At 61.0% G+C, this 18,645-nt stretch carries 16 protein-coding genes; 3 read left to right on the forward strand and 13 right to left on the reverse strand.

The annotated features are described in order from the left end of the window. Window positions 1–6 precede the first annotated feature (6 nt). Complete coding sequence (gene pgl / locus AC1RT4_RS14515; protein ID WP_493085880.1) at window positions 7–720, reverse strand: 6-phosphogluconolactonase; 714 nt, start codon at window positions 718–720, stop codon at window positions 7–9. Continuing rightward, the gene (gene zwf, locus AC1RT4_RS14520) at window positions 707–2,173 is read right to left on the reverse strand and encodes a glucose-6-phosphate dehydrogenase (protein WP_007951158.1); all 1,467 of its coding nucleotides are present in this window, start codon (window positions 2,171–2,173) and stop codon (window positions 707–709) included. The genes pgl and zwf overlap by 14 nt, the downstream gene beginning before the upstream one ends. Window positions 2,174–2,399: 226 nt before the next feature. On the opposite strand from zwf, the gene AC1RT4_RS14525 reads away from it, so the two are divergent. Further along, entirely contained in the window at window positions 2,400–3,260 is an 861-nt protein-coding gene (locus AC1RT4_RS14525; RefSeq protein ID WP_169842436.1) for a MurR/RpiR family transcriptional regulator, read from the forward strand. Window positions 3,261–3,303: 43 nt separating this feature from the next. On the opposite strand, the gene AC1RT4_RS14530 is transcribed toward AC1RT4_RS14525, so the two are convergent. From AC1RT4_RS14530 to edd, 11 genes are all read right to left on the reverse strand, one after another. After that, window positions 3,304–4,158 (reverse strand): D-hexose-6-phosphate mutarotase, encoded by an 855-nt coding sequence (locus AC1RT4_RS14530; protein WP_493085883.1) that lies wholly within the window; start codon window positions 4,156–4,158, stop codon window positions 3,304–3,306. A 116-nt stretch (window positions 4,159–4,274) separates the two neighbouring features. Next, complete coding sequence (locus AC1RT4_RS14535) at window positions 4,275–5,621, reverse strand: carbohydrate porin (protein ID WP_493085885.1); 1,347 nt, start codon at window positions 5,619–5,621, stop codon at window positions 4,275–4,277. 132 nt (window positions 5,622–5,753) lie between these two features. Next, a complete protein-coding gene (locus tag AC1RT4_RS14540; protein WP_192562151.1) occupies window positions 5,754–6,914 on the reverse strand; it encodes an ABC transporter ATP-binding protein in 1,161 nt (386 codons plus the stop codon). A 2-nt stretch (window positions 6,915–6,916) separates the two neighbouring features. After that, the gene (locus tag AC1RT4_RS14545; protein WP_007951164.1) at window positions 6,917–7,762 is read right to left on the reverse strand and encodes a carbohydrate ABC transporter permease; all 846 of its coding nucleotides are present in this window, start codon (window positions 7,760–7,762) and stop codon (window positions 6,917–6,919) included. Continuing rightward, window positions 7,755–8,663, reverse strand: a complete 909-nt coding sequence (locus AC1RT4_RS14550; protein ID WP_007951166.1) for a carbohydrate ABC transporter permease — start codon at window positions 8,661–8,663, stop codon at window positions 7,755–7,757. Before AC1RT4_RS14550 ends, AC1RT4_RS14545 begins: the two co-directional genes overlap by 8 nt. Before the next feature lie 93 nt (window positions 8,664–8,756). Then, window positions 8,757–10,058 carry an ABC transporter substrate-binding protein gene (locus tag AC1RT4_RS14555; protein WP_475274446.1) on the reverse strand — a complete coding sequence of 434 codons (1,302 nt, stop codon included), beginning with the start codon at window positions 10,056–10,058 and terminating at the stop codon, window positions 8,757–8,759. A 118-nt stretch (window positions 10,059–10,176) separates the two neighbouring features. After that, complete coding sequence (locus AC1RT4_RS14560; RefSeq protein ID WP_493085888.1) at window positions 10,177–11,436, reverse strand: D-mannose isomerase; 1,260 nt, start codon at window positions 11,434–11,436, stop codon at window positions 10,177–10,179. A gap of 296 nt (window positions 11,437–11,732) precedes the next feature. Next, window positions 11,733–13,160 carry an ATP-binding protein gene (locus tag AC1RT4_RS14565; RefSeq protein WP_170929387.1) on the reverse strand — a complete coding sequence of 476 codons (1,428 nt, stop codon included), beginning with the start codon at window positions 13,158–13,160 and terminating at the stop codon, window positions 11,733–11,735. Window positions 13,161–13,191: 31 nt separating this feature from the next. After that, window positions 13,192–13,923 (reverse strand): response regulator, encoded by a 732-nt coding sequence (locus AC1RT4_RS14570; RefSeq protein WP_007951171.1) that lies wholly within the window; start codon window positions 13,921–13,923, stop codon window positions 13,192–13,194. 79 nt (window positions 13,924–14,002) lie between these two features. Then, window positions 14,003–14,959: a glucokinase gene (locus tag AC1RT4_RS14575; protein WP_085606579.1), complete on the reverse strand. Its 957-nt coding sequence runs from the start codon at window positions 14,957–14,959 to the stop codon at window positions 14,003–14,005. Continuing rightward, window positions 14,956–16,782, reverse strand: coding sequence for a phosphogluconate dehydratase (gene edd, locus AC1RT4_RS14580; RefSeq protein WP_085606582.1), 1,827 nt, complete (start codon window positions 16,780–16,782; stop codon window positions 14,956–14,958). Before edd ends, AC1RT4_RS14575 begins: the two co-directional genes overlap by 4 nt. Before the next feature lie 220 nt (window positions 16,783–17,002). On the opposite strand from edd, the gene gap reads away from it, so the two are divergent. Beyond that, window positions 17,003–18,004, forward strand: coding sequence for a type I glyceraldehyde-3-phosphate dehydrogenase (gap, locus tag AC1RT4_RS14585; RefSeq protein ID WP_007951174.1), 1,002 nt, complete (start codon window positions 17,003–17,005; stop codon window positions 18,002–18,004). Window positions 18,005–18,123: 119 nt separating this feature from the next. Next, window positions 18,124–18,642: an RNA polymerase sigma factor gene (locus tag AC1RT4_RS14590; protein WP_007951175.1), complete on the forward strand. Its 519-nt coding sequence runs from the start codon at window positions 18,124–18,126 to the stop codon at window positions 18,640–18,642. Window positions 18,643–18,645: the final 3 nt, after the last annotated feature.

Below are 18,645 nucleotides of genomic sequence, written 5' to 3' on the forward strand. Positions count from 1 at the left end.
CTTGGCTCATGGGCACCAGTAAATCTCTAACGTAGGTTGCAGAAACGCGCGAACCGGCATGGCGGCGACGTCGTTGGATGCCAGTGCGGCATTCAGGGTGGTCAGTTTCGACTGACCGGAAATCGACAGAATCTTGTGTCGCGCCGAAGCCAGCAGCGCGCGACTCATGGTCAGGCGCTGACGCGGCACGCTTGGCGCCAGCATCGGCCAGCAGCGACGGCTGCCGTCGGCTTGCAGGGCTTCGGCCAGGTTCGGGCTGTCCGGGAACAGCGACGCTGTGTGACCGTCATCACCCATGCCCAGCACCAGCACGTCGATAGGCGGCAACTCGGCGAGCAAACGATCGGCCTGCTCCGCAGCCTGCTCGACGTTGGCCGCCGCGCTGTAAAGGCTGAGGAACTGCGCCTTGGCCGCCGGGCCCTTGAGCAGATATTGCTTGAGCAGACCGGCGTTGCTGTCGGCGTGTTCGACCGGTACCCAGCGTTCGTCGGCCAGGGTCACGACGACCTTCGACCAGTCCAGTTCCTGCTTGGCCAGGTGCTGGAAAAACGCCACCGGGCTACGGCCGCCAGACACCACCAGCACGGCGTTGCCACGTGCCGCCAGCGCTTCGCTCAATTGCTTGGCGACATTCAGCGCCAGGCCTTCGGCAAGCAGCACCGGGCTCTTGAACTCGCGGGCGTTCACGCCCTCGGGCAGTTTCACATCAGATATCGCCATACCACGACCTCCCGTCCCGCGTGATCAATGCAATGGAGCTCATCGGCCCCCACGACCCGGCCGCATACGGCTTGGGCGCGTCACCGGATTTTTTCCACCCGGCGATCAGCTGGTCACACCATTTCCACGCGGCTTCGATTTCATCTTTACGGACAAACAGGTTCTGATTGCCGTTCATCACTTCCAGCAACAACCGCTCGTAGGCATCGGGGATCCGAGCGCTGCGCCAGGTGTCGGAAAAATTCAGTTGCAGCGGGCCGCTGCGCAGCTGCATGCCCTTGTCCAGGCCTTGCTCCTTGGTCATCACGCGCAAGGAAATGCCTTCGTCCGGTTGCAGGCGGATGATCAGTTTGTTGCTGATCTGCAGGCGCTGCTCGGGGGCGAAGATGTAGTGCGACGGTTCCTTGAAGTGGATGACGATCTGCGACAGTTTCTGCGGCATGCGCTTGCCGGTACGCAGGTAGAACGGCACGCCGGCCCAGCGCCAGTTGCGGATGTCGGCACGCAGGGCGACGAAGGTTTCGGTGTCGCTCTGGGCGTTGGAGTTCGGCTCTTCGAGGTAGCCCGGCACGGACTTGCCTTCGCTGTGCCCGGCGATGTACTGGCCGCGCACCACTTGCGTGGTCAAGCCTTCCGGACTGATCGGCGCCAGGGCCTTGAGCACCTTGACCTTCTCGTCGCGGATACTGTCGGCGGACAGGTCGGCCGGCGGGTCCATGGCGATCAGGCAGAGCAGTTGCAGCAGGTGGTTCTGGATCATGTCCCGCAGCTGACCGGCCTTGTCGAAGTAACCCCAGCGGCCTTCGATACCGACCTTCTCGGCCACGGTGATTTCCACGTGGGAGATGTAGTTCTGGTTCCACTGGGTTTCGAACAGGCTGTTGGCGAAACGCAGGGCGATCAGGTTCTGGACGGTCTCTTTGCCCAGGTAGTGGTCGATGCGGTAGGTGCGGTTCTCCGGGAAGAACTGCGCCACGGCGTCGTTGACCTTGCGCGAGGATTCCAGGTCGGAGCCGATCGGCTTTTCCAGCACCACGCGGGTGTTTTCCGCCAGACCGACTTTCGCCAGGTTCTCGCAGATCGCGCCGTACACCGCCGCCGGGGTGGCGAAGTAGGCAATCATGCGTTGCGTGCTGCCGGCCAGTTCGGCCAGCGCCACATAATCTTCAGCCTTGAGGAAGTCGACGTGCAGGTAGGTCAGGCGCGCCAGAAAGCGCTCGGCCACGGCCTCGTCCAGTTCCTTGCCCACGTAACGGCGCAGCTCGGCGGCGATGAACGCCAGGTGCTGCTGCTCGGTGCCCGCCTCACGGGCCAGTGCGATAATGCGCGTGTCCTCGTGCAGCAGGCCGGCGCCATCCAGGTGATAAAGGGCAGGAAACAGCTTGCGCAGGGCCAGATCGCCCAAGGCGCCGAACAAGGCGAAGGTGCACGGTTCAACCGTAATCGAAGGCATGATGTTTGTTCTTTTATCAAGTTAAGCTACAAATACCTTTTTTCAAGGCATCACTCAAGGGAAAATGTAGTAATAACCACAACATTTTCGCAAAATACAGATTCCGAGTGGTGGTCGATCGGAGCCATCAGTAGGATAGGCCACCGTCACGGGCCACATCAAAGGCCCAATTTGCATAGCCGCGCGCTTATCGGCGCCGGTGAATCTAGGAATTCTTATGGACCGCGTGCGAAATTTACTGGAACAGATCCAGAGTCGCCTTGAAGAGCTGAACAAGGCCGAACGCAAAGTCGCCGAAGTGATCCTGCTCAACCCACAGCAGGCCACCCGCTTCAGCATCGCCGCCCTCGCCCAGGCGGCGTCGGTCAGTGAACCGACGGTCAACCGTTTCTGCCGTTCGTTCGGCGTCAGCGGCTACCCCGAACTCAAGCTGCAACTGGCCCAGAGCCTGGCCAGCGGCGCGGCGTATGTCAGCCGCGCAGTAGAAGCCGACGACAATCCCGAGGCTTACACGCAGAAGATTTTCGGCAGTGCGATCGCATCCCTGGACAGCGCCTGCCAGGCACTGGACCCGAACCTGATCAGCCGCGCCGTCGACCTGTTGATCCAGGCCCGGCAAATCCACTTCTTCGGCCTCGGCGCCTCAGCTCCGGTGGCGCTGGACGCGCAGCACAAGTTCTTCCGTTTCAACCTGGCGGTCACCGCCCACGCCGACGTGCTGATGCAACGGATGATCGCTTCGGTGGCGCACACCGGCGAACTGTTCGTGATCATTTCCTACACCGGCCGCACCCGCGAACTGGTGGAAGTGGCGCGCATCGCCCGGGAGAACGGCGCTTCGGTACTCGGCCTGACCGCCGAGAATTCGCCGCTGGCCAAGGCCAGTACGCTGAGCCTGAACATTCCGTTGCCGGAAGACACTGACATTTATATGCCGATGACTTCGCGGATCATTCAGTTGACGGTGCTGGATGTGTTGGCGACGGGGATGACGCTGCGTCGCGGGGTGGATTTCCAGCCGCATCTGCGCAAGATCAAAGAGAGTTTGAATGCCAGCCGGTATCCGGTGGGTGACGAGTTCAACTGATCCTGACGACTGATCGTTCCCACGCACTGCGTGGGAACGATCATTACGCAGCAGCCCACGCCTGCAAACTCAAATGCGCCTTCTCCCCCGGCGCCAGATGCAGGCTGTCGGTCCCGCCCGCCGCCGCTTCAACACAGACAAATTCCGAAATCTCATCCCAGCTCACGCCCAGCAACGGCCGCGCACCCGGATGCCACACCACGGTGTCCGCGCTGTCACCGGTATCGATGCACAACTCGCGCTGCCAGGCGTGATCCTTGAGCTGCAATTCGCCGTCGTGCTGGAACACTCGCTGACAGCCACCATCAACCCGCAACTCGCCTTCCTGCTGGCAAACCTCACGGTTCAACTGGTCGTAACCCTGCGCCCCTTCGAGCCCAGACAGCGCTATCTCAGTCACGTCACCAATACGCCAGTAAGCGTGCAAAGCCTGGCTCAACTGGCACGGCATGTCGTCCTGATGCTCGGTGCTCAGGCGCAATTCCATGCGTTCACCGAGGTGCGCGTGCATGTCGACCTGCCAATCGCACAGCTGCAATTGCCAATGCAGGCGCACGCCGTCATCGCCGGTGCTGCTGTCGAGCAGTTTCCAGTCCAGCAGTCGCGCCCAGCCATGGGATGGCCATGCGTTTTCGCTCGGGTGGCGGCCATACCACGGCCAGCACACCGGCACGCCGCCGCGAATCGCGCCGACATGCGGCCACTTCGCCGCACACCACAACCACGGTTTCTGCCCGCGCGGCTGAAAGTGCAGCAACTGCGCACCCTGACGACTGAACACCGCCTGACACAGCGGATGGTCGATCACCAGCACATCGCGCATCTGATAGCGCTCCCAGGCGAACACCGGTCGTTCGCGCAGGGATTTGAAGAAGCGTTGCAGCGGATGCTCATGCATGGGCCACGGTTCCAGATTCAACTTTCATGGGCTGCGACACCCCTTTCCAAAAAAAAGCGGACAGCCTGGGCTGTCCGCAAATATGCGCACATAGAGAGGAGCTTATCGCAGACGCGTCAGAACGTAGACTGAATTTTCAGGCCAGCGACCAAAGCGTTATCCACTTCATCCACACCGCCCGGATGAGTGATGTATTGCAGGTTCGGGCGTACGGTCAGCCAGTTGGTCACGTGGAAGCCGTAGTTGATCTCGTAGTTGTATTCGGTTTCACGAATCGGCGAGAACACCGGATTGTCGTAGTCCGAAACACCGTTGGAGACGTTCAGCAGTTCGGCGTTTTTCTTCACGTCATCGTTGACGTGAATACGTGCAGCACCGATACCGAAGTCATCCTTCGGACGCGCATCGAACAGACCTTTGTACACAAACATCACGGACTGGTAGTTGTCGATGAAGTTGGTGTCCTTGTCGTGGAACGTGGCGTTGGCAGCGATGCTCAGACCACGGCTCTTGTCACCGTTGTGGCTGGTGAGTTGTTGCTGTGCAACGAACCAGTAACCGTGTTTGCTGCTGTGGGTGCGGTAGGCATCACCGGTGGTCGCCGCGTCGAAACCGTTGACGTCTTCGCGAACGTCGTCGGCATCGGCCGTGCTCTTGTAGTAACCGACGCGGTATTCGCCCGGCAGGCTGTTCGGGTTAGGCGACCAGACCAGTTCCACTGGCAATACGGTGCCTTTGGTGCCGCTGCCGCTCAGCTTGAAACCGTTGCCGTGTTCCAGCTGCGACGGGTTCTGGTTGTAAGCACCGACCTGCGCGTAGAGCTCGTCGTTGATGTTGTACTTGACGCGAATGGCCGCCTGGCTGACCGGCCAGTTGTACCAGATGTTGGTTGCCCAGTTACCCACTTGCGAACCGCAGAACGCCAGGTTCTGGAACTCGCACGGGAAGGTGTTGAAGTCTTCGCCTTCGCCGAAGTAACCGGCCTTGATGTCGAGCTTGTTGTCGAAGAACTGGTGTTTGATCCACAACTGGGTCAGACGCACCATGTGGCCACGACCGTAGACTTCCTGCGAGGAACTCAGGGTGCCGGCACGCGGATCGCCAACGCGGTCGTTGGAAATGTTGTAGCCGTTACGGTTGGTGAACTGGACCTTGGCCTGGGTGTTGTCCCAGCCCCACAGTTTTTGCAGATCCAGCGCCACGCCCAGACCGAACTGGTCGGCGTAACGCGCAGTCTTGTCGTCGTTGAAACCGCCGTGAAGGTTGCCGCCCACTTCACCGACGTAGTCCATCTTGATGTCGATACCCTGCTCGATCAGCTTGGTACGTTCGCCACCCCAGTCCCCGGTCATCCACTCCGAATCGGAGCTGAACGCGTCAGCCGCGTGGACGCTACCGGCCAGCATCATTGCCGCAATCGCCGACAACTGACCGATACGCTGAGCGTTGTTGTTCTTCTTCATCCCTACATCCTCGTTTTATTGTTATTAACTGTTCTTCTTATCTAACGCGGTTTACATCTGATGCGGCGCGCGACAGGCCACGCACCGCGTGCTCCCTGCGAAAACGGGCGAGCCCGCTCCCGCATTTGTTGATCAGCGACCCTTGAACTGGGCCACGTTGGCGCTGTGCGACTCGGTCTTCGGCAGGCCTGCAACCCCCAGGCGCTCGCCGGACTTGGCGTCGAACAGCAGCACTTTCGACGGATCGAATTGCAGGGTCAGGGTTTCGCCCACCTGCGGCGCCACGTCCGGCGCCAGACGGCAGCAGACCTTGGTGTCGTTCAGGTTGACGAACACCAGGGTGTCCGGACCGGTCGGCTCGGTGACTTGCACTTCCGCCTTGATGCTCGGCAGACCATTGCCCTCGCCGTAGGCCAGCGCAATTTGCTCCGGGCGCAGGCCGAGGATCACTTCGCGGTCTTCAAGACCGGCGTCCTGCATCGCCATCGGCAATTCGCAACGGGCCTGGCCGCTGTCGAGCAGCGCCACCAGACGGCCGTCCTTGCGTTGCAGACGAAGCGGGATGAAGTTCATCGGCGGCGAACCGATGAAGCTCGCCACGAACAGGTTGGCCGGGTCGTTGTAGATCTCTTTCGGCGTGCCGAATTGCTGGATGATCCCGTCCTTCATCACCGCCACTTTGTCGCCCAGGGTCATCGCTTCGATCTGGTCGTGGGTCACGTAGACCGTGGTGGTTTTCAGGCGCTGGTGCATCAGTTTCATTTCGGTGCGCATCTCGACGCGCAGCTTGGCGTCGAGGTTGGACAGCGGTTCGTCGAACAGATAAATCTTCGGCCGACGCGCCAGGGCACGGCCCATCGCCACGCGCTGCTGCTGGCCACCGGAGAGCTGGCCCGGCTTGCGATTGAGCAGGTGCTCGATCTGCAGCAGCTTGGCCACGCGGGCGACTTCTTCGTCGATCGCCGACTGGCTCATCTTGCGGATCTTCAGACCGAACTCGATGTTCTCGCGCACGCTCATGGTCGGGTACAGCGCGTAGGACTGGAACACCATGGCGATGTCGCGATCTTTCGGGCTCATGCCGCTGACGTCCTGGTCACCGATCATGATTGCGCCGCCGGTGATGGTTTCCAGGCCGGCGATGCAGTTCATCAGGGTCGACTTGCCGCAGCCCGAAGGCCCGACGAGGATCAGGAACTCACCGTCCTTGATCGACAGTTCGATGTTCTTCAGGGTGTCCGGCAGGCCGGCACCGTAGGTCTTGTTTACATTGCGAAGTTCGAGCGTAGCCATGATTACCCCTTGACTGCGCCGGCCGTCAGCCCGCGCACGAAATACTTGCCTGCGACCACATAGACCAGCAGGGTCGGCAGCCCGGCGATCATCGCCGCCGCCATATCCACGTTGTATTCCTTGGCCCCGGTGCTGGTGTTGACCAGGTTGTTCAGCGCCACCGTGATCGGTTGCGAATCACCGCTGGAGAACACCACGCCGAACAGGAAGTCGTTCCAGATCTGGGTGAACTGCCAGATCAGGCAGACCATGATGATCGGGGTGGACATCGGCAGGATGATCTGGCGGAAGATCGTGAAGAAGCCCGCGCCATCGAGACGCGCGGCCTTGATCAGCGCATCCGGAATGCTCACGTAGTAGTTACGGAAGAACAGCGTGGTGAACGCCAGGCCGTAGACCACATGGATGAACACAAGGCCTGTGGTGGTGCTCGCCAGGCCCATCTTGCCGAGGGTGAACGACGCCGGCAGCAGCACGGTCTGGAACGGCAGGAAGCAGCCGAACAACAGCAGGCCGAAGAACAGTTGCGAACCACGGAAGCGCCAGAACGACAGCACATAACCGTTCAACGCACCGATGGCGGTGGAGATGATCACGGCCGGAACGGTGATCTTGATCGAGTTCCAGAAGTAGCCGTCAACGGTGGCCCAGGCTTTCACCCAGCCGATGCCGCTGACTACGGTCGGCCAGCTCAGCAGGTTGCCGGTGGAGATGTCTTCCGGGGTCTTGAAGCTGGTCAACAGCATGACCACCAGCGGTACCAGATACAGCAGGACCGCGAGGATCAGCACCGCGTAGATCGCGATGCGACTCAGGCTGATGGCCGGTTTGGAAGCGAGACTAGTCATGACGCTTGGTCCTCAGCTCGGAGTACAGGTAAGGCACGATGATCGCGAGGATCGCACCGAGCATCAGGATTGCACTGGCCGAGCCCATGCCCATCTGTCCACGGCTGAAGGTGAACGAGTACATGAACATCGCCGGCAAATCGGAGGAATAACCCGGGCCGCCGGCCGTCATGGCCGCCACCAGGTCGAAGCTCTTGATCGCGATGTGCGCCAGGATCATCACCGCACTGAAGAACACCGGACGCAGGCTTGGCAGCACCACTTTCCAGTAGATGCGCGGCATGCTCGCGCCGTCGATCTGGGCGGCACGAATGATCGATTGATCAACGCCACGCAGACCGGCGAGGAACATCGCCATGATGAAGCCCGAGGCTTGCCAGACCGCCGCGATCACCAGGCAATACACCACGCGATCCGGGTCGATCAGCCAGTCGAGACGGAAGCCTTCCCAGCCCCAGTCCCGCAGCAATTTGTCCAGGCCCATGCCCGGGTTGAGCAGCCATTTCCACGCAGTACCGGTCACGATCATCGAGAGCGCCATCGGGTACAGGTAAATGGTGCGGATAAAGCCTTCGCGACGGATTTTCTGGTCGAGGAAAATCGCCAGTGTCACGCCGATTACCAGGGTGATGCCGATGAACATGCCGCCGAACACGGCCAGGTTCTTGCTCGCCACCCACCAGCGGTCGTTGTCGAACAGACGCTCGTATTGCGCCAGCCCTGCCCACTTGTAGTTCGGCAGGAAGGTCGACGTGGTGAACGACAGGACAAACGTCCAGAGGATATAGCCATAGAAGCCCACCAGAACGATGAACATGCTCGGCGCCAGCACCAGTTTCGGTAGCCAGCGCTGCAATGCGTCGAACGGCGAGGCCTTGCTGAACACAGCAACAGAACTCATGGGAAGATCCAGTAAAGAAGATGAAGGACCGCTGCAAGCGGCAGGCTTCAGGCCGATGCGCGACCTGAAGCTTGCAGCTGCTCTACGCTGACGTTACTTGGCAGCCTTGATGGCAGTGCCGAGTTTCTTGGCAGCGTCGGCCGGGTCGGCTTTCGGGTCGTTGATGTAGTTGGTCACGACATCAAAGAACGCGCCCTGCACTGCCAGCGTGGTCGCCATGTTGTGCGCCATGCTCGGTTGCAGGCCGCCGTTCTTGGCGTCTGCCAGGAAGTCCTTGGCAGCGGTCTGGGCGCAGGAGTCGAAACCGTACTTGCCCATGTCGGCGAGCATGTCGTTACGCACCGGGATCGAGCCCTTGTTGATGCTGAAGACTTTCTGGAAGTTTTCACCCAGCACGACTTTGGCGATGTCCTGCTGACCGGCCGCGGTGCCCGCGTCCTTCTGCTTGAACACGGCCAGCGAGTCGATGTTGTAGGTGAACGCCTTGTCGGTGCCCGGGAAGGCTACGCACTCGTAGTCCTTGCCGGCGACTTTCTTGGCGGCGGTCCATTCGGACTTGGCCCAGTCACCCATGATCTGCATGCCGGCCTTGCCGTTAATGACCTTGGCCGCTTCCAGGTTCCAGTCCTGGCCTTTGCCGTCCTGGTCCATGTAGGTCGCGACTTTCTTCAGCTCGGTCAGGGCCTTGACCATTTCCGGGCCGGTCAGGGCAGCGTTGTCCAGGTCGACCAGGGCTTTCTTGTAACCATCAACGCCCATCACCGACAGCACGACCGCTTCGAACACGGTGCTGTCCTGCCAAGGCTGACCGCCGTGGGCCAGCGGAATGAAGCCCGCCGCTTTCAGCTTGTCGCCAGCGGCGTAGAATTCTTCGAGGGTGGTCGGGGCTTTGTCGATACCGGCTTTCTTGAAGACTTCCGGGTTGATCCACAGCCAGTTCACGCGGTGAATATTCACCGGCACGGCCACGTAATCACCTTCGAACTTCACGGTGTCGGAGACTTTCTTGTCGAGCAGGCTGTCCCACTTCTCGGACTTGGAAACGTCTTTCAGGACGTCAGTGTCGAGCAAACCGGTCGACGCCCATTCCTGGATGTCCGGACCTTTGATCTGGGCAACGCCTGGCGGGTTGCCGGCTACTGCGCGGCTTTTCAGCACGGTCATGGCAGTCGCACCGCCACCGCCGGCGACAGCGCCGTCTTTCCAGGTGAAACCGTCTTTCTCGACTTGTGCCTTGAGCACATCGACGGCAGCTTTTTCGCCACCGGACGTCCACCAATGCACGACTTCCACCGAACCTTTGGATTCGGCAGCGGAAACACTCAGGGGCAGCACAGCGAGCGGGAACAGGGAGGCGACAGAAATGACAGTAGCGAGGCGAGAAATCGCATTCATCTGAGATGTACCTTTCTTGTTGTTATGCATGCAAGTCTGGTGCTTGCGCTGCACACGAGTTTAAACAGAGCGTTTCCCCCCGCAGGTAACGAAGGGACGCGCGAATGTCACCACATGGTTACACAGGAACGCTTCGGGACAGGTGTGCCAGAGCACTGGCCATGCTCGGCGCCAGCGGCAGACGCGGGATCAGAACGGCCTGCCAGGCGTGGTAGAGATCCGGTTTACCCGCCCAGATATCGGCACTTGGGCGGTTCTGCGGATCGAGTTCGTGATGCCAGCTGCCGTCGCAGCGGTCGATGAAATGCGTTTCGCAAAATTCCCAGAACAGGCGATACCAGGTTTCGTACTGCGCATCGCCGGTGCGCTTGAGCAAGGCACTGGCGGCAGCGCTGGCCTCGGCGTGAGTCCAGTGCAGGCGGTGACGCACCACGGCTTTGTTGTTCCAGTCGAGGGTGTAGACGATGCCCGGCGCACCGTCGACATCCCAGCCATGACGACAGTTGTTCTCAAACAGCTTTTGCGCATCGGTGGCCAGCCAGCCGGGCGTGAGCATGCCGGCCTGAACCCGCGCGGCTTCGAGGTGCAGCAACAGCCGCGCCCACTCGAAACCGTGGCCCGGCGTGGTGCCGTAGGGACGGAAACCGTCGGCGGGATTGTCATGGTTGTATTCACGCAGCGGCTGCCAGTCGCGGTCGAAATGCTCTATCACCAGATAATCGTTGGCGGCGGCATGACCGTGAATCACCCGTTCGACAATGCGTTGCGCACGCACCAGCCAGCGTGGATCTTCGGTGACATCGGCCAGCGCAAGGAAGGCTTCGGTGGCGTGCATGTTGCTGTTGGCGCCGCGATAGGCTTCTTCTTCGCGCCAGTCGCGGTTGAAGAATTCGCGCATGGCGCCCTCTTCTTCGCTCCAGAAATAGGTGTCGATGATGTCGATGGCGTCATCCAGCAACGCCTGCGCGCCGGGGCGTTGCGCGATCACCGCGGAACTCGCCGCCAGCGCTACGAAAGCATGCAGATAAGCGTTCTTGCCGGTGTTGCCGTCACGGTGTTCCGCGACGGCGAACCAGCCACCGTGCAGCGCATCGCGCAACGGGCCGCGCAGGGCCGCAATGCCGTGATCGACCAGCTCGGCAAATCCCGGCAGGCCCTGAATGTGGGCCATGGCGAAGCTGTGGGTCATGCGCGCGGTGTTCATGGTTTCGGCTTGCGCGCCGGCCTGAAGCTGGCCGCGCTCATCGAGATTGCCGAAGCCTTCGGGCAACCGTGAAGCCTTGGCGAACGCCAGCAGACGCAGGCCTTCATCGGCGAGCCATTGCTGGTGGGCAGGGGCGTTCAGCCAACTGCTGAAGCCCGGATTGAAGTGATCCATGGGTGGCCTTTTTTGTTGTTATGACTGCGGGCAGTCTAAACAACGGGCCGGGAGGGTCTTGTAACGAAGGGGGCGGGTTTTGTCACTGAGTCGTGACAAAGAGCCAGCCCTCACCCCAGCCCTCTCCCGGAGGGAGAGGGGGCCGACCGAGGTGTCTGGCGTCATACATCGACCTGAAAGACTTTATCGATTATGGATTCAACGCAAATCGTTCAGGTCGGCGTATCTCTGCAATATCCCTCGGTCGGCTCCCTCTCCCTCCGGGAGAGGGCTGGGGTGAGGGAAACGCTTTTGACTCAGTCCGCCGAACGCGGCAATTGCAGGGTCACGCGCAACCCACCCTCACGCAAATTCTGCAAAGTCACTTCCCCTCCATGACTATGAGCAATGTTGCGCGCAATCCCCAACCCCAGCCCATACCCCTGCTGCTGCCCAGCCAAGCGAAAGTGCGGCTCAAACACCTGCTCCAACCGCTGCTCCGGCACACCCGGCCCTTCATCATCGACATGCAACACAAACGCACTGTCATCATCATCAATGTGCAAATGCGCGTTCTGCCCGTACTTCAGCGCATTGTCGATCAGGTTGCCAATACAACGCTTCAAAGCCAATGGCTTGCCCGGATACGCCGCCAGCGCCCGCCCCTGCTGGGTCACGCGACCATTGCCGTTAGGCGCCAGATACGGTTCCACCAGACAGTCGAGCACATGATTCAGATCCACCGGCTCGATGTTTTCGTGGATGTCGGTGTCCTTCACGCATTGCAGCGCGCCTTTGACCAACAGCTCCAGCTCATCCAGATCACGGCCGAACTTGGTCTGCAATTTTTCGTCTTCCAGCAGTTCGACCCGCAATCGTAGACGGGTGATCGGCGTGCGCAGGTCATGGGAAATCGCGCTGAACAACTGGCTGCGCTCGGTCAGGTAACGGCTGATGCGTTCGCGCATGGTGTTGAACGCGCGGCCCACTTCCACCACTTCACTGCCGCCGCCCTCGGCCACCGGCTCGACGTCGGCGCCCAGCGACAGGTCCCGTGCGGCCCGCGCCAGACGCTTGAGTGGCCGGCTCTGCCAGTGCACCAGCAGGCCAATGAACAACAACAGAAATCCACTGGTGAAGACGATGAACCACACCTGCTGAGTCGGCAGGCCTTGTTCTTCCAGACTGGTGTAGGGCTCGGGCAGCAGCGAGGCGATGTACAGCCATTCACCCGGCGCCAATTGAATCTGGGTCACCAGCACCGGCGGATTCACCGGTTCCAGGGTCAACGCGTAATGCGCCCACGAACGCGGCAACTCATCGAGTTTCAACCCGGCGTTGAAGATCCGTAAGTCATCGGGGCTGACGAATGTCACCAGGATGTCGGTGTCCTGACCCAGAGACTGACGCAGCACTTCATCCACCGCTTTCAGCACCGCGGCCTTGCGCGGCGTCACCGGCAGCACTTCCATGCCCAGCGGTTTGTCATTCAGCGTCACCACAAAACGCGTGCCGCCCATGCTGCGCAATTGATCGAGCACCAGCGGTCGATAAGCCACCGGCAACGAACGGAAATAACTGACACTGGCGGTCATCGAATGGGCGAGGCTGCGGGCGCTGGTGACCAGACCTTCGAGCTGGGTCGCGCGCAATTGGGAAACCCAGATCACGCTGGACAGCGTCTGGGCGAACAACACCGCGAGCAACGTCAGCAGCAGCATCCGCCCGAGCAGCGAACGCGGCATCGGCACTTTACGCGCGGTGGTGCGCAGGAACTCAGTGACCATTGCCGGCAACCACATTGGCTGCCAGCTGGTAGCCGCTGCCACGCACGGTGCGGATCAGGCGCGGCGGTTTTTCGGTGTCACGCAGGCGCTGGCGCAAACGGCTGACGGCCATGTCGACGATGCGGTCGAGGGGCATCAGGTCGCGGCCACGGGTGGCGTTGCCGATGGTGTCGCGGTCGAGGATTTGCTGAGGGTGATCGAGGAACAATTTGAGCAGGGCGAAGTCGGCGCCGGACAGAATCACTTCCTCGCCGTCGGTGTGAAACAGCCGATGGCTGACCATGTCCAGCCGCCACTCATCGAACGCCAACACTTCACTGCCGCCGCGTTCCTGGCCGAATTGGGCGCGGCGCAGCAGAGCCTTGATCCGGGCTTGCAGTTCGCGGGGGCTGAAAGGTTTGCCGAGGTAGTCGTCGGCGCCGAGCTCCAGGCCGATGACCCGGTCGGCTTCGTCGGAACTGGCGGTGAGCATGATGATCGGCACCTGGGCCTGACGCGGATGCTGGCGCACCCAGCGGCACAGGCTGAAGCCGTCTTCATCGGGCAGCATCACATCGAGGATCACCAGATCGCTCGGCGCTTCGTTCAGCGCCTGACGAAAACCGGCGCCATCCGCCGTGGCCCGTACCTGAAAACCCGCGCGGGTCAGGTAGGTTTCCAGCAACTCGCGTATCTCCTGGTCGTCATCGACCAACAAAATCGACTTGTTGACTGAGCTCACTTCGAAGGCATCCTTGTTGTTGGAATTGGGCGGATTATGCCTGATGTGTCGAGGGTTCCCACGCTCGGCGTGGGAATGATCATTTACCGGATTGTTCGAGCGCCACTCCTGCACCGACGAGGCCGGAATACGGCGCAGTGACCAGCCACACCGGAATCCCCTTGAAGTAATCGCTCATGCAGCCCTTGTCGGCGAAGCTGCGGGCGAAACCGCTTTCGAGGAAGAAATCGGCAAAACGCGGAATCACGCCGCCCACGATGTACACCCCGCCACGGCCGCCAGTGGTCAGCACATTGTTGCCGGCCACGCGACCAAGCCAGCAGCAGAACTGCTCCAGCACTTCCAGGGCGATCGGGTCGCCTGCAAGACCTGCCGCAGTGATGGCTTCCGGCGTATCGAGTTTCGGTTCATGACCATCCACCGCGCAGATCGCCCGGTACACCCGAGGCAAGCCACCGCCGCTCAATGCGGTTTCCGCGCTGACATGGCCGATCTCGTTGTGGATGTGCTGCCAGAGCTGGGTTTCACGCGGACTGCTCAGCGGCAGATCGACGTGGCCGCCCTCGCCCGGCAACGCGGCAAACCGCCCTTCACCGAGATCAAGCAAGGTGCCGACGCCCAAGCCAGTGCCCGGGCCGATCACCACTGCCGGTCGCAATGGCTCAGGCGTGCCCTCGCAGACCACACGAAATTCGCCGGGCTGCAAACGGGTCATGCCCAGCGCCATGGCCGAAAAGTCGTTGACCAGCAACAACTGCTCGACCTGCAAGGTCTGGCAGAACGCCTTGCGGCTCAGGCGCCAGTGGTTGTTGGTGAACTTGAATTCATCGCCGCTCACCGGCCCCGCCACCGACAGGCACACCGAACCGATGGCGCCCGGCGCCAGACCGAGCCCGCTCAGGTAGAGGCTGATCGCCTCTTCCGGGCTGGCATGGTCGGCTGTGGCCAGCACCTGAACCGATTCGAGCTGCTGATCTTTCCACAACGCAAACCGCGCGTTGGTGCCTCCGATGTCACCGACCAAAGCCAGTTTCAATTAAGCGTCTCCAGGGCAGAAGTGAAGGCGCTGGCGCCCTGCTCCGCCGAGCTGAAGGCCAAACGCATGAAGCCAAACAGTTCGCGACCGCTGCCAATGTTGTTGCCCAACAGGCCTTTGGCGGGTTCGCGCGCTGCGAATTCGGCGGCGTCCACCTTGAGTTCCAAGGTGCCTTTGACGCCATCGACGCGGATGATATCGCCCTCTTGCACGCGCGCCAAAGCGCCGCCGACATAAGCTTCAGGGCTGACGTGAATCGCCGCCGGGATTTTCCCCGACGCGCCGGACATCCGCCCGTCCGTCACCAGCGCCACTTTGAAGCCGCGATCCTGCAGCACGCCGAGGAACGGCGTCATCTTGTGCAGTTCCGGCATGCCGTTGGAACGCGGGCCCTGGAAGCGCATCACTGCGACAAAATCTTTCTCCAGCAGACCAGCCTTGAAAGCGTCGGCCAGATCCTGCTGATCCTGGAACACCATGGCCGGTGCTTCGACGATCTGGTTTTCCAGCGCGACGGCGGACACCTTCATCACGCCGCGACCGAGGTTGCCTTCCATCACGCGCAAGCCGCCCTCTGCCGAGAACGCACGAGCCACCGGGCGCAGGATGTTTTCGTCGAGGCTGTCGGTCGGGCCTTCGCGCCACACCAGTTTGCCATTATCGAGGAACGGCTCTTTGGTGTACTGGCTCAGGCCGTGGCCGAGCACGGTGTTGACGTCTTCGTGCAGCAGACCGGCTTCGAGCAGTTCGCGGATCAGGAACGACATGCCGCCCGCTGCCTGGAAGTGGTTAATGTCGGCCTTGCCGTTCGGATAGACGTGGCTGAGGGTCGGCACGACTTCGGAGAGGTCGGCCATGTCCTGCCAGGTCAGTTGAATGCCCGCCGCCATGGCGATGGCCGGCATGTGCAGGGTGTGGTTGGTCGAACCGCCGGTGGCGTGCAGCGCGACGATCGAGTTGACCAGCGCCTTCTCGTCGACGATTTCGCCGATCGGCATGAAGTTGCCGTTCTGTTTGGTCAGGCGGGTGACCTGATGCGCGGCTTCGCGGGTCAGGGCGTCACGCAGCGGGGTGTTCGGGTTGACGAACGACGCGCCCGGCAAGTGCAGGCCCATCACTTCCATCAGCAACTGGTTGGTGTTGGCGGTGCCGTAGAAGGTGCAGGTGCCGGGGCTGTGGTAGGACTTCATCTCCGATTCCAGCAGCTCTTCGCGGGTCGCCTTGCCTTCGGCGTATTTCTGCCGCACGTCGGCTTTTTCCTTGTTGGAAATCCCCGAGACCATCGGCCCGCCCGGTACGAAGATCGTCGGCAGGTGACCGAAACGCAGGGAGCCCATCATCAGGCCCGGCACGATCTTGTCGCAGATGCCGAGCATCAGCGCGCCGTCGAACATGTTGTGGGACAGCGCCACTGCCGTCGACATCGCGATCACTTCGCGGCTCGGCAGGCTCAGCTCCATGCCCGGCTCGCCCTGGGTCACGCCGTCGCACATGGCAGGCGTACCGCCGGCGAACTGGCCGACCGAACCGATTTCGCGCAGGGCGTTCTTGATCTGTTCAGGGAAAACTTCGTACGGCTGGTGCGCCGAGAGCATGTCGTTATATGACGAAACAATCGCAATGTTCGCCGAGTTCATCATCCGCAGGCTGTGCTTGTCTTCGCTGCCACACCCGGCCACGCCGTGGGCGAAGTTGGCGCATTGCAGTTTGCCGCGCATCGGCCCGTCAGTTGCAGCGCCGCGAATCAGCGCAAGGTAAGCCTGACGCGTGGCGCGGCTGCGGGCGATAAGCCGTTCGGTGACCTCAAGAACGCGGGGATGCATGTGTAGAACTCCAGGCTAACGGATGTGGCGACCTGATTGTCTATGCTGATCAAAAGCCCGTTCGCGTGGGATGACGAACGGTTTTCTTGATCATTCGGACCAGTTGATTCAGGTCACTCGTTGTAGATAAAACAAAATATTGCCACTAAAAAGGCTTGTTTTCTATTTTTATGCGAATAATCTTGTAATTCCAACAACAAAACGACGGTGGCGCTGTTCAATGACTCTTCGAATCGCAATCAATGGTTTTGGCCGCATCGGCCGTAATGTCCTGCGCGCACTGTATACCCAAGGCTATCGTCAGGATTTGCAGATCGTCGCCATCAACGATCTGGGCGACAGCGCGATCAATGCGCATCTGCTCAAGTACGACACCGTTCATGGCACATTCGACGCCGAAGTTGCTCATGACAACGAGAGCCTGACCGTCAACGGCGACCGCATTTCGGTCAGCGCCATCCGAAACCCGGCCGACCTGCCATGGGCCGCGGAAAAGATTGATGTGGTGTTCGAATGCACCGGTCTGTTCACCGACCGGGCCAAAGCCGCCGCGCATATTACCGCCGGCGCACGCAAAGTGATTATTTCGGCCCCGGCCAAAGGCGCCGATGCCACCGTCGTTTACGGTGTGAACCACGACATTCTGCGCCAGTCGCACCAGATCATTTCCAACGCGTCGTGCACCACCAACTGCCTCGCGCCAGTCGCGCAAGTGCTGCACCGCGAGCTGGGCATCGAGAGCGGTCTGATGACCACGATCCACGCCTACACCAACGACCAAAACCTGACCGACGTCTATCACACCGACCCGTACCGCGCCCGCTCCGCCACCCAGAACATGATCCCGAGCAAGACCGGCGCCGCCGAAGCCGTGGGCCTGGTGCTGCCGGAACTGGCGGGCAAGCTGACCGGCATGGCCGTGCGCGTACCGGTGATCAATGTGTCGCTGGTTGACCTGACCGTGCAGTTGAAGCGCGAAGCCTCGGCCGATGAAGTCAACGCACTGATGAAAGCGGCGAGCCAGCACTCGAAGATCCTCGGCTACAACACCCTGCCGCTGGTATCGAGCGACTTCAACCACAACCCGCTGTCGTCGATCTTCGACGCCAACCACACCAAATCCAGCGGCAAACTGCTGAAAGTGCTGGCCTGGTACGACAACGAGTGGGGCTTCTCCAACCGCATGCTCGATAACTGCCTGGCGCTGTGCAACGCGGAATAAAACCGCTGCCGCCGTTTCGAGAGCGAACAAAAGCTTTACCAACCTTTGACAAATCAACACTTGACCACTCGGGCGGATGATAAGCATTATCATTCGCTCGAAATGGATCAGGTCTTCCCGTGAGTCAATCACACTTCAATCACGTCTTCCTCGCCCAGCGCACGTCGCTGCTGCGGACCCTGGAACGGATGGTCAACAACCACAGCACCGCCGAAGACCTGTTGCAGGAAACCTACCTGCGCGTCACCCGGGCGCTGAGCGAACGGGCCATCGATCACCTTGAACCCTTTGTCTTCCAGACCGCGCGCAACCTGGCGCTGGACCATTTGCGTGCGCGCAAGATTCATTCGCGCACCATGGTCGACGACGTGCCGCAGGACGTGGTGCACAGCGTCGCCGCCCCCGCCAGCAGCGCCGAAGACGCCGCCCACGCCGAACAATTGCTGGAGCGCCTGAACGTGAGCCTCGGTGAACTCAGCCCCCGTCAACAGCAAATCTTCATCCTCAGCCGCCTGCACGGGCACAGCTATCAGGAAATCGCCGAAGAACTGAGCGTGTCCCTCAGCACGGTGCAGAAAGAACTCAAACTGATCATGACCATCTGCATCGGTGTCGCCGAGCGCTTGAACGGCGACTGATCT

It is taken from the genome of Pseudomonas sp. GW821-FHT11D10, assembly GCF_058808435.1.

Coding starts and splice junctions, on each gene's coding strand:
- pgl (WP_493085880.1), bottom strand. CDS start 720: ATGGCGATATCTGATGTGAAACTGCCCGAGGGCGTGAACGCCCGCGAG.
- zwf (WP_007951158.1), bottom strand. CDS start 2,173: ATGCCTTCGATTACGGTTGAACCGTGCACCTTCGCCTTGTTCGGCGCC.
- AC1RT4_RS14530 (WP_493085883.1), bottom strand. CDS start 4,158: ATGCATGAGCATCCGCTGCAACGCTTCTTCAAATCCCTGCGCGAACGA.
- AC1RT4_RS14535 (WP_493085885.1), bottom strand. CDS start 5,621: ATGAAGAAGAACAACAACGCTCAGCGTATCGGTCAGTTGTCGGCGATT.
- AC1RT4_RS14540 (WP_192562151.1), bottom strand. CDS start 6,914: ATGGCTACGCTCGAACTTCGCAATGTAAACAAGACCTACGGTGCCGGC.
- AC1RT4_RS14545 (WP_007951164.1), bottom strand. CDS start 7,762: ATGACTAGTCTCGCTTCCAAACCGGCCATCAGCCTGAGTCGCATCGCG.
- AC1RT4_RS14550 (WP_007951166.1), bottom strand. CDS start 8,663: ATGAGTTCTGTTGCTGTGTTCAGCAAGGCCTCGCCGTTCGACGCATTG.
- AC1RT4_RS14555 (WP_475274446.1), bottom strand. CDS start 10,058: ATGAATGCGATTTCTCGCCTCGCTACTGTCATTTCTGTCGCCTCCCTG.
- AC1RT4_RS14560 (WP_493085888.1), bottom strand. CDS start 11,436: ATGGATCACTTCAATCCGGGCTTCAGCAGTTGGCTGAACGCCCCTGCC.
- AC1RT4_RS14565 (WP_170929387.1), bottom strand. CDS start 13,160: ATGCCGCGTTCGCTGCTCGGGCGGATGCTGCTGCTGACGTTGCTCGCG.
- edd (WP_085606582.1), bottom strand. CDS start 16,782: ATGCATCCCCGCGTTCTTGAGGTCACCGAACGGCTTATCGCCCGCAGC.
- gap (WP_007951174.1), top strand. CDS start 17,003: ATGACTCTTCGAATCGCAATCAATGGTTTTGGCCGCATCGGCCGTAAT.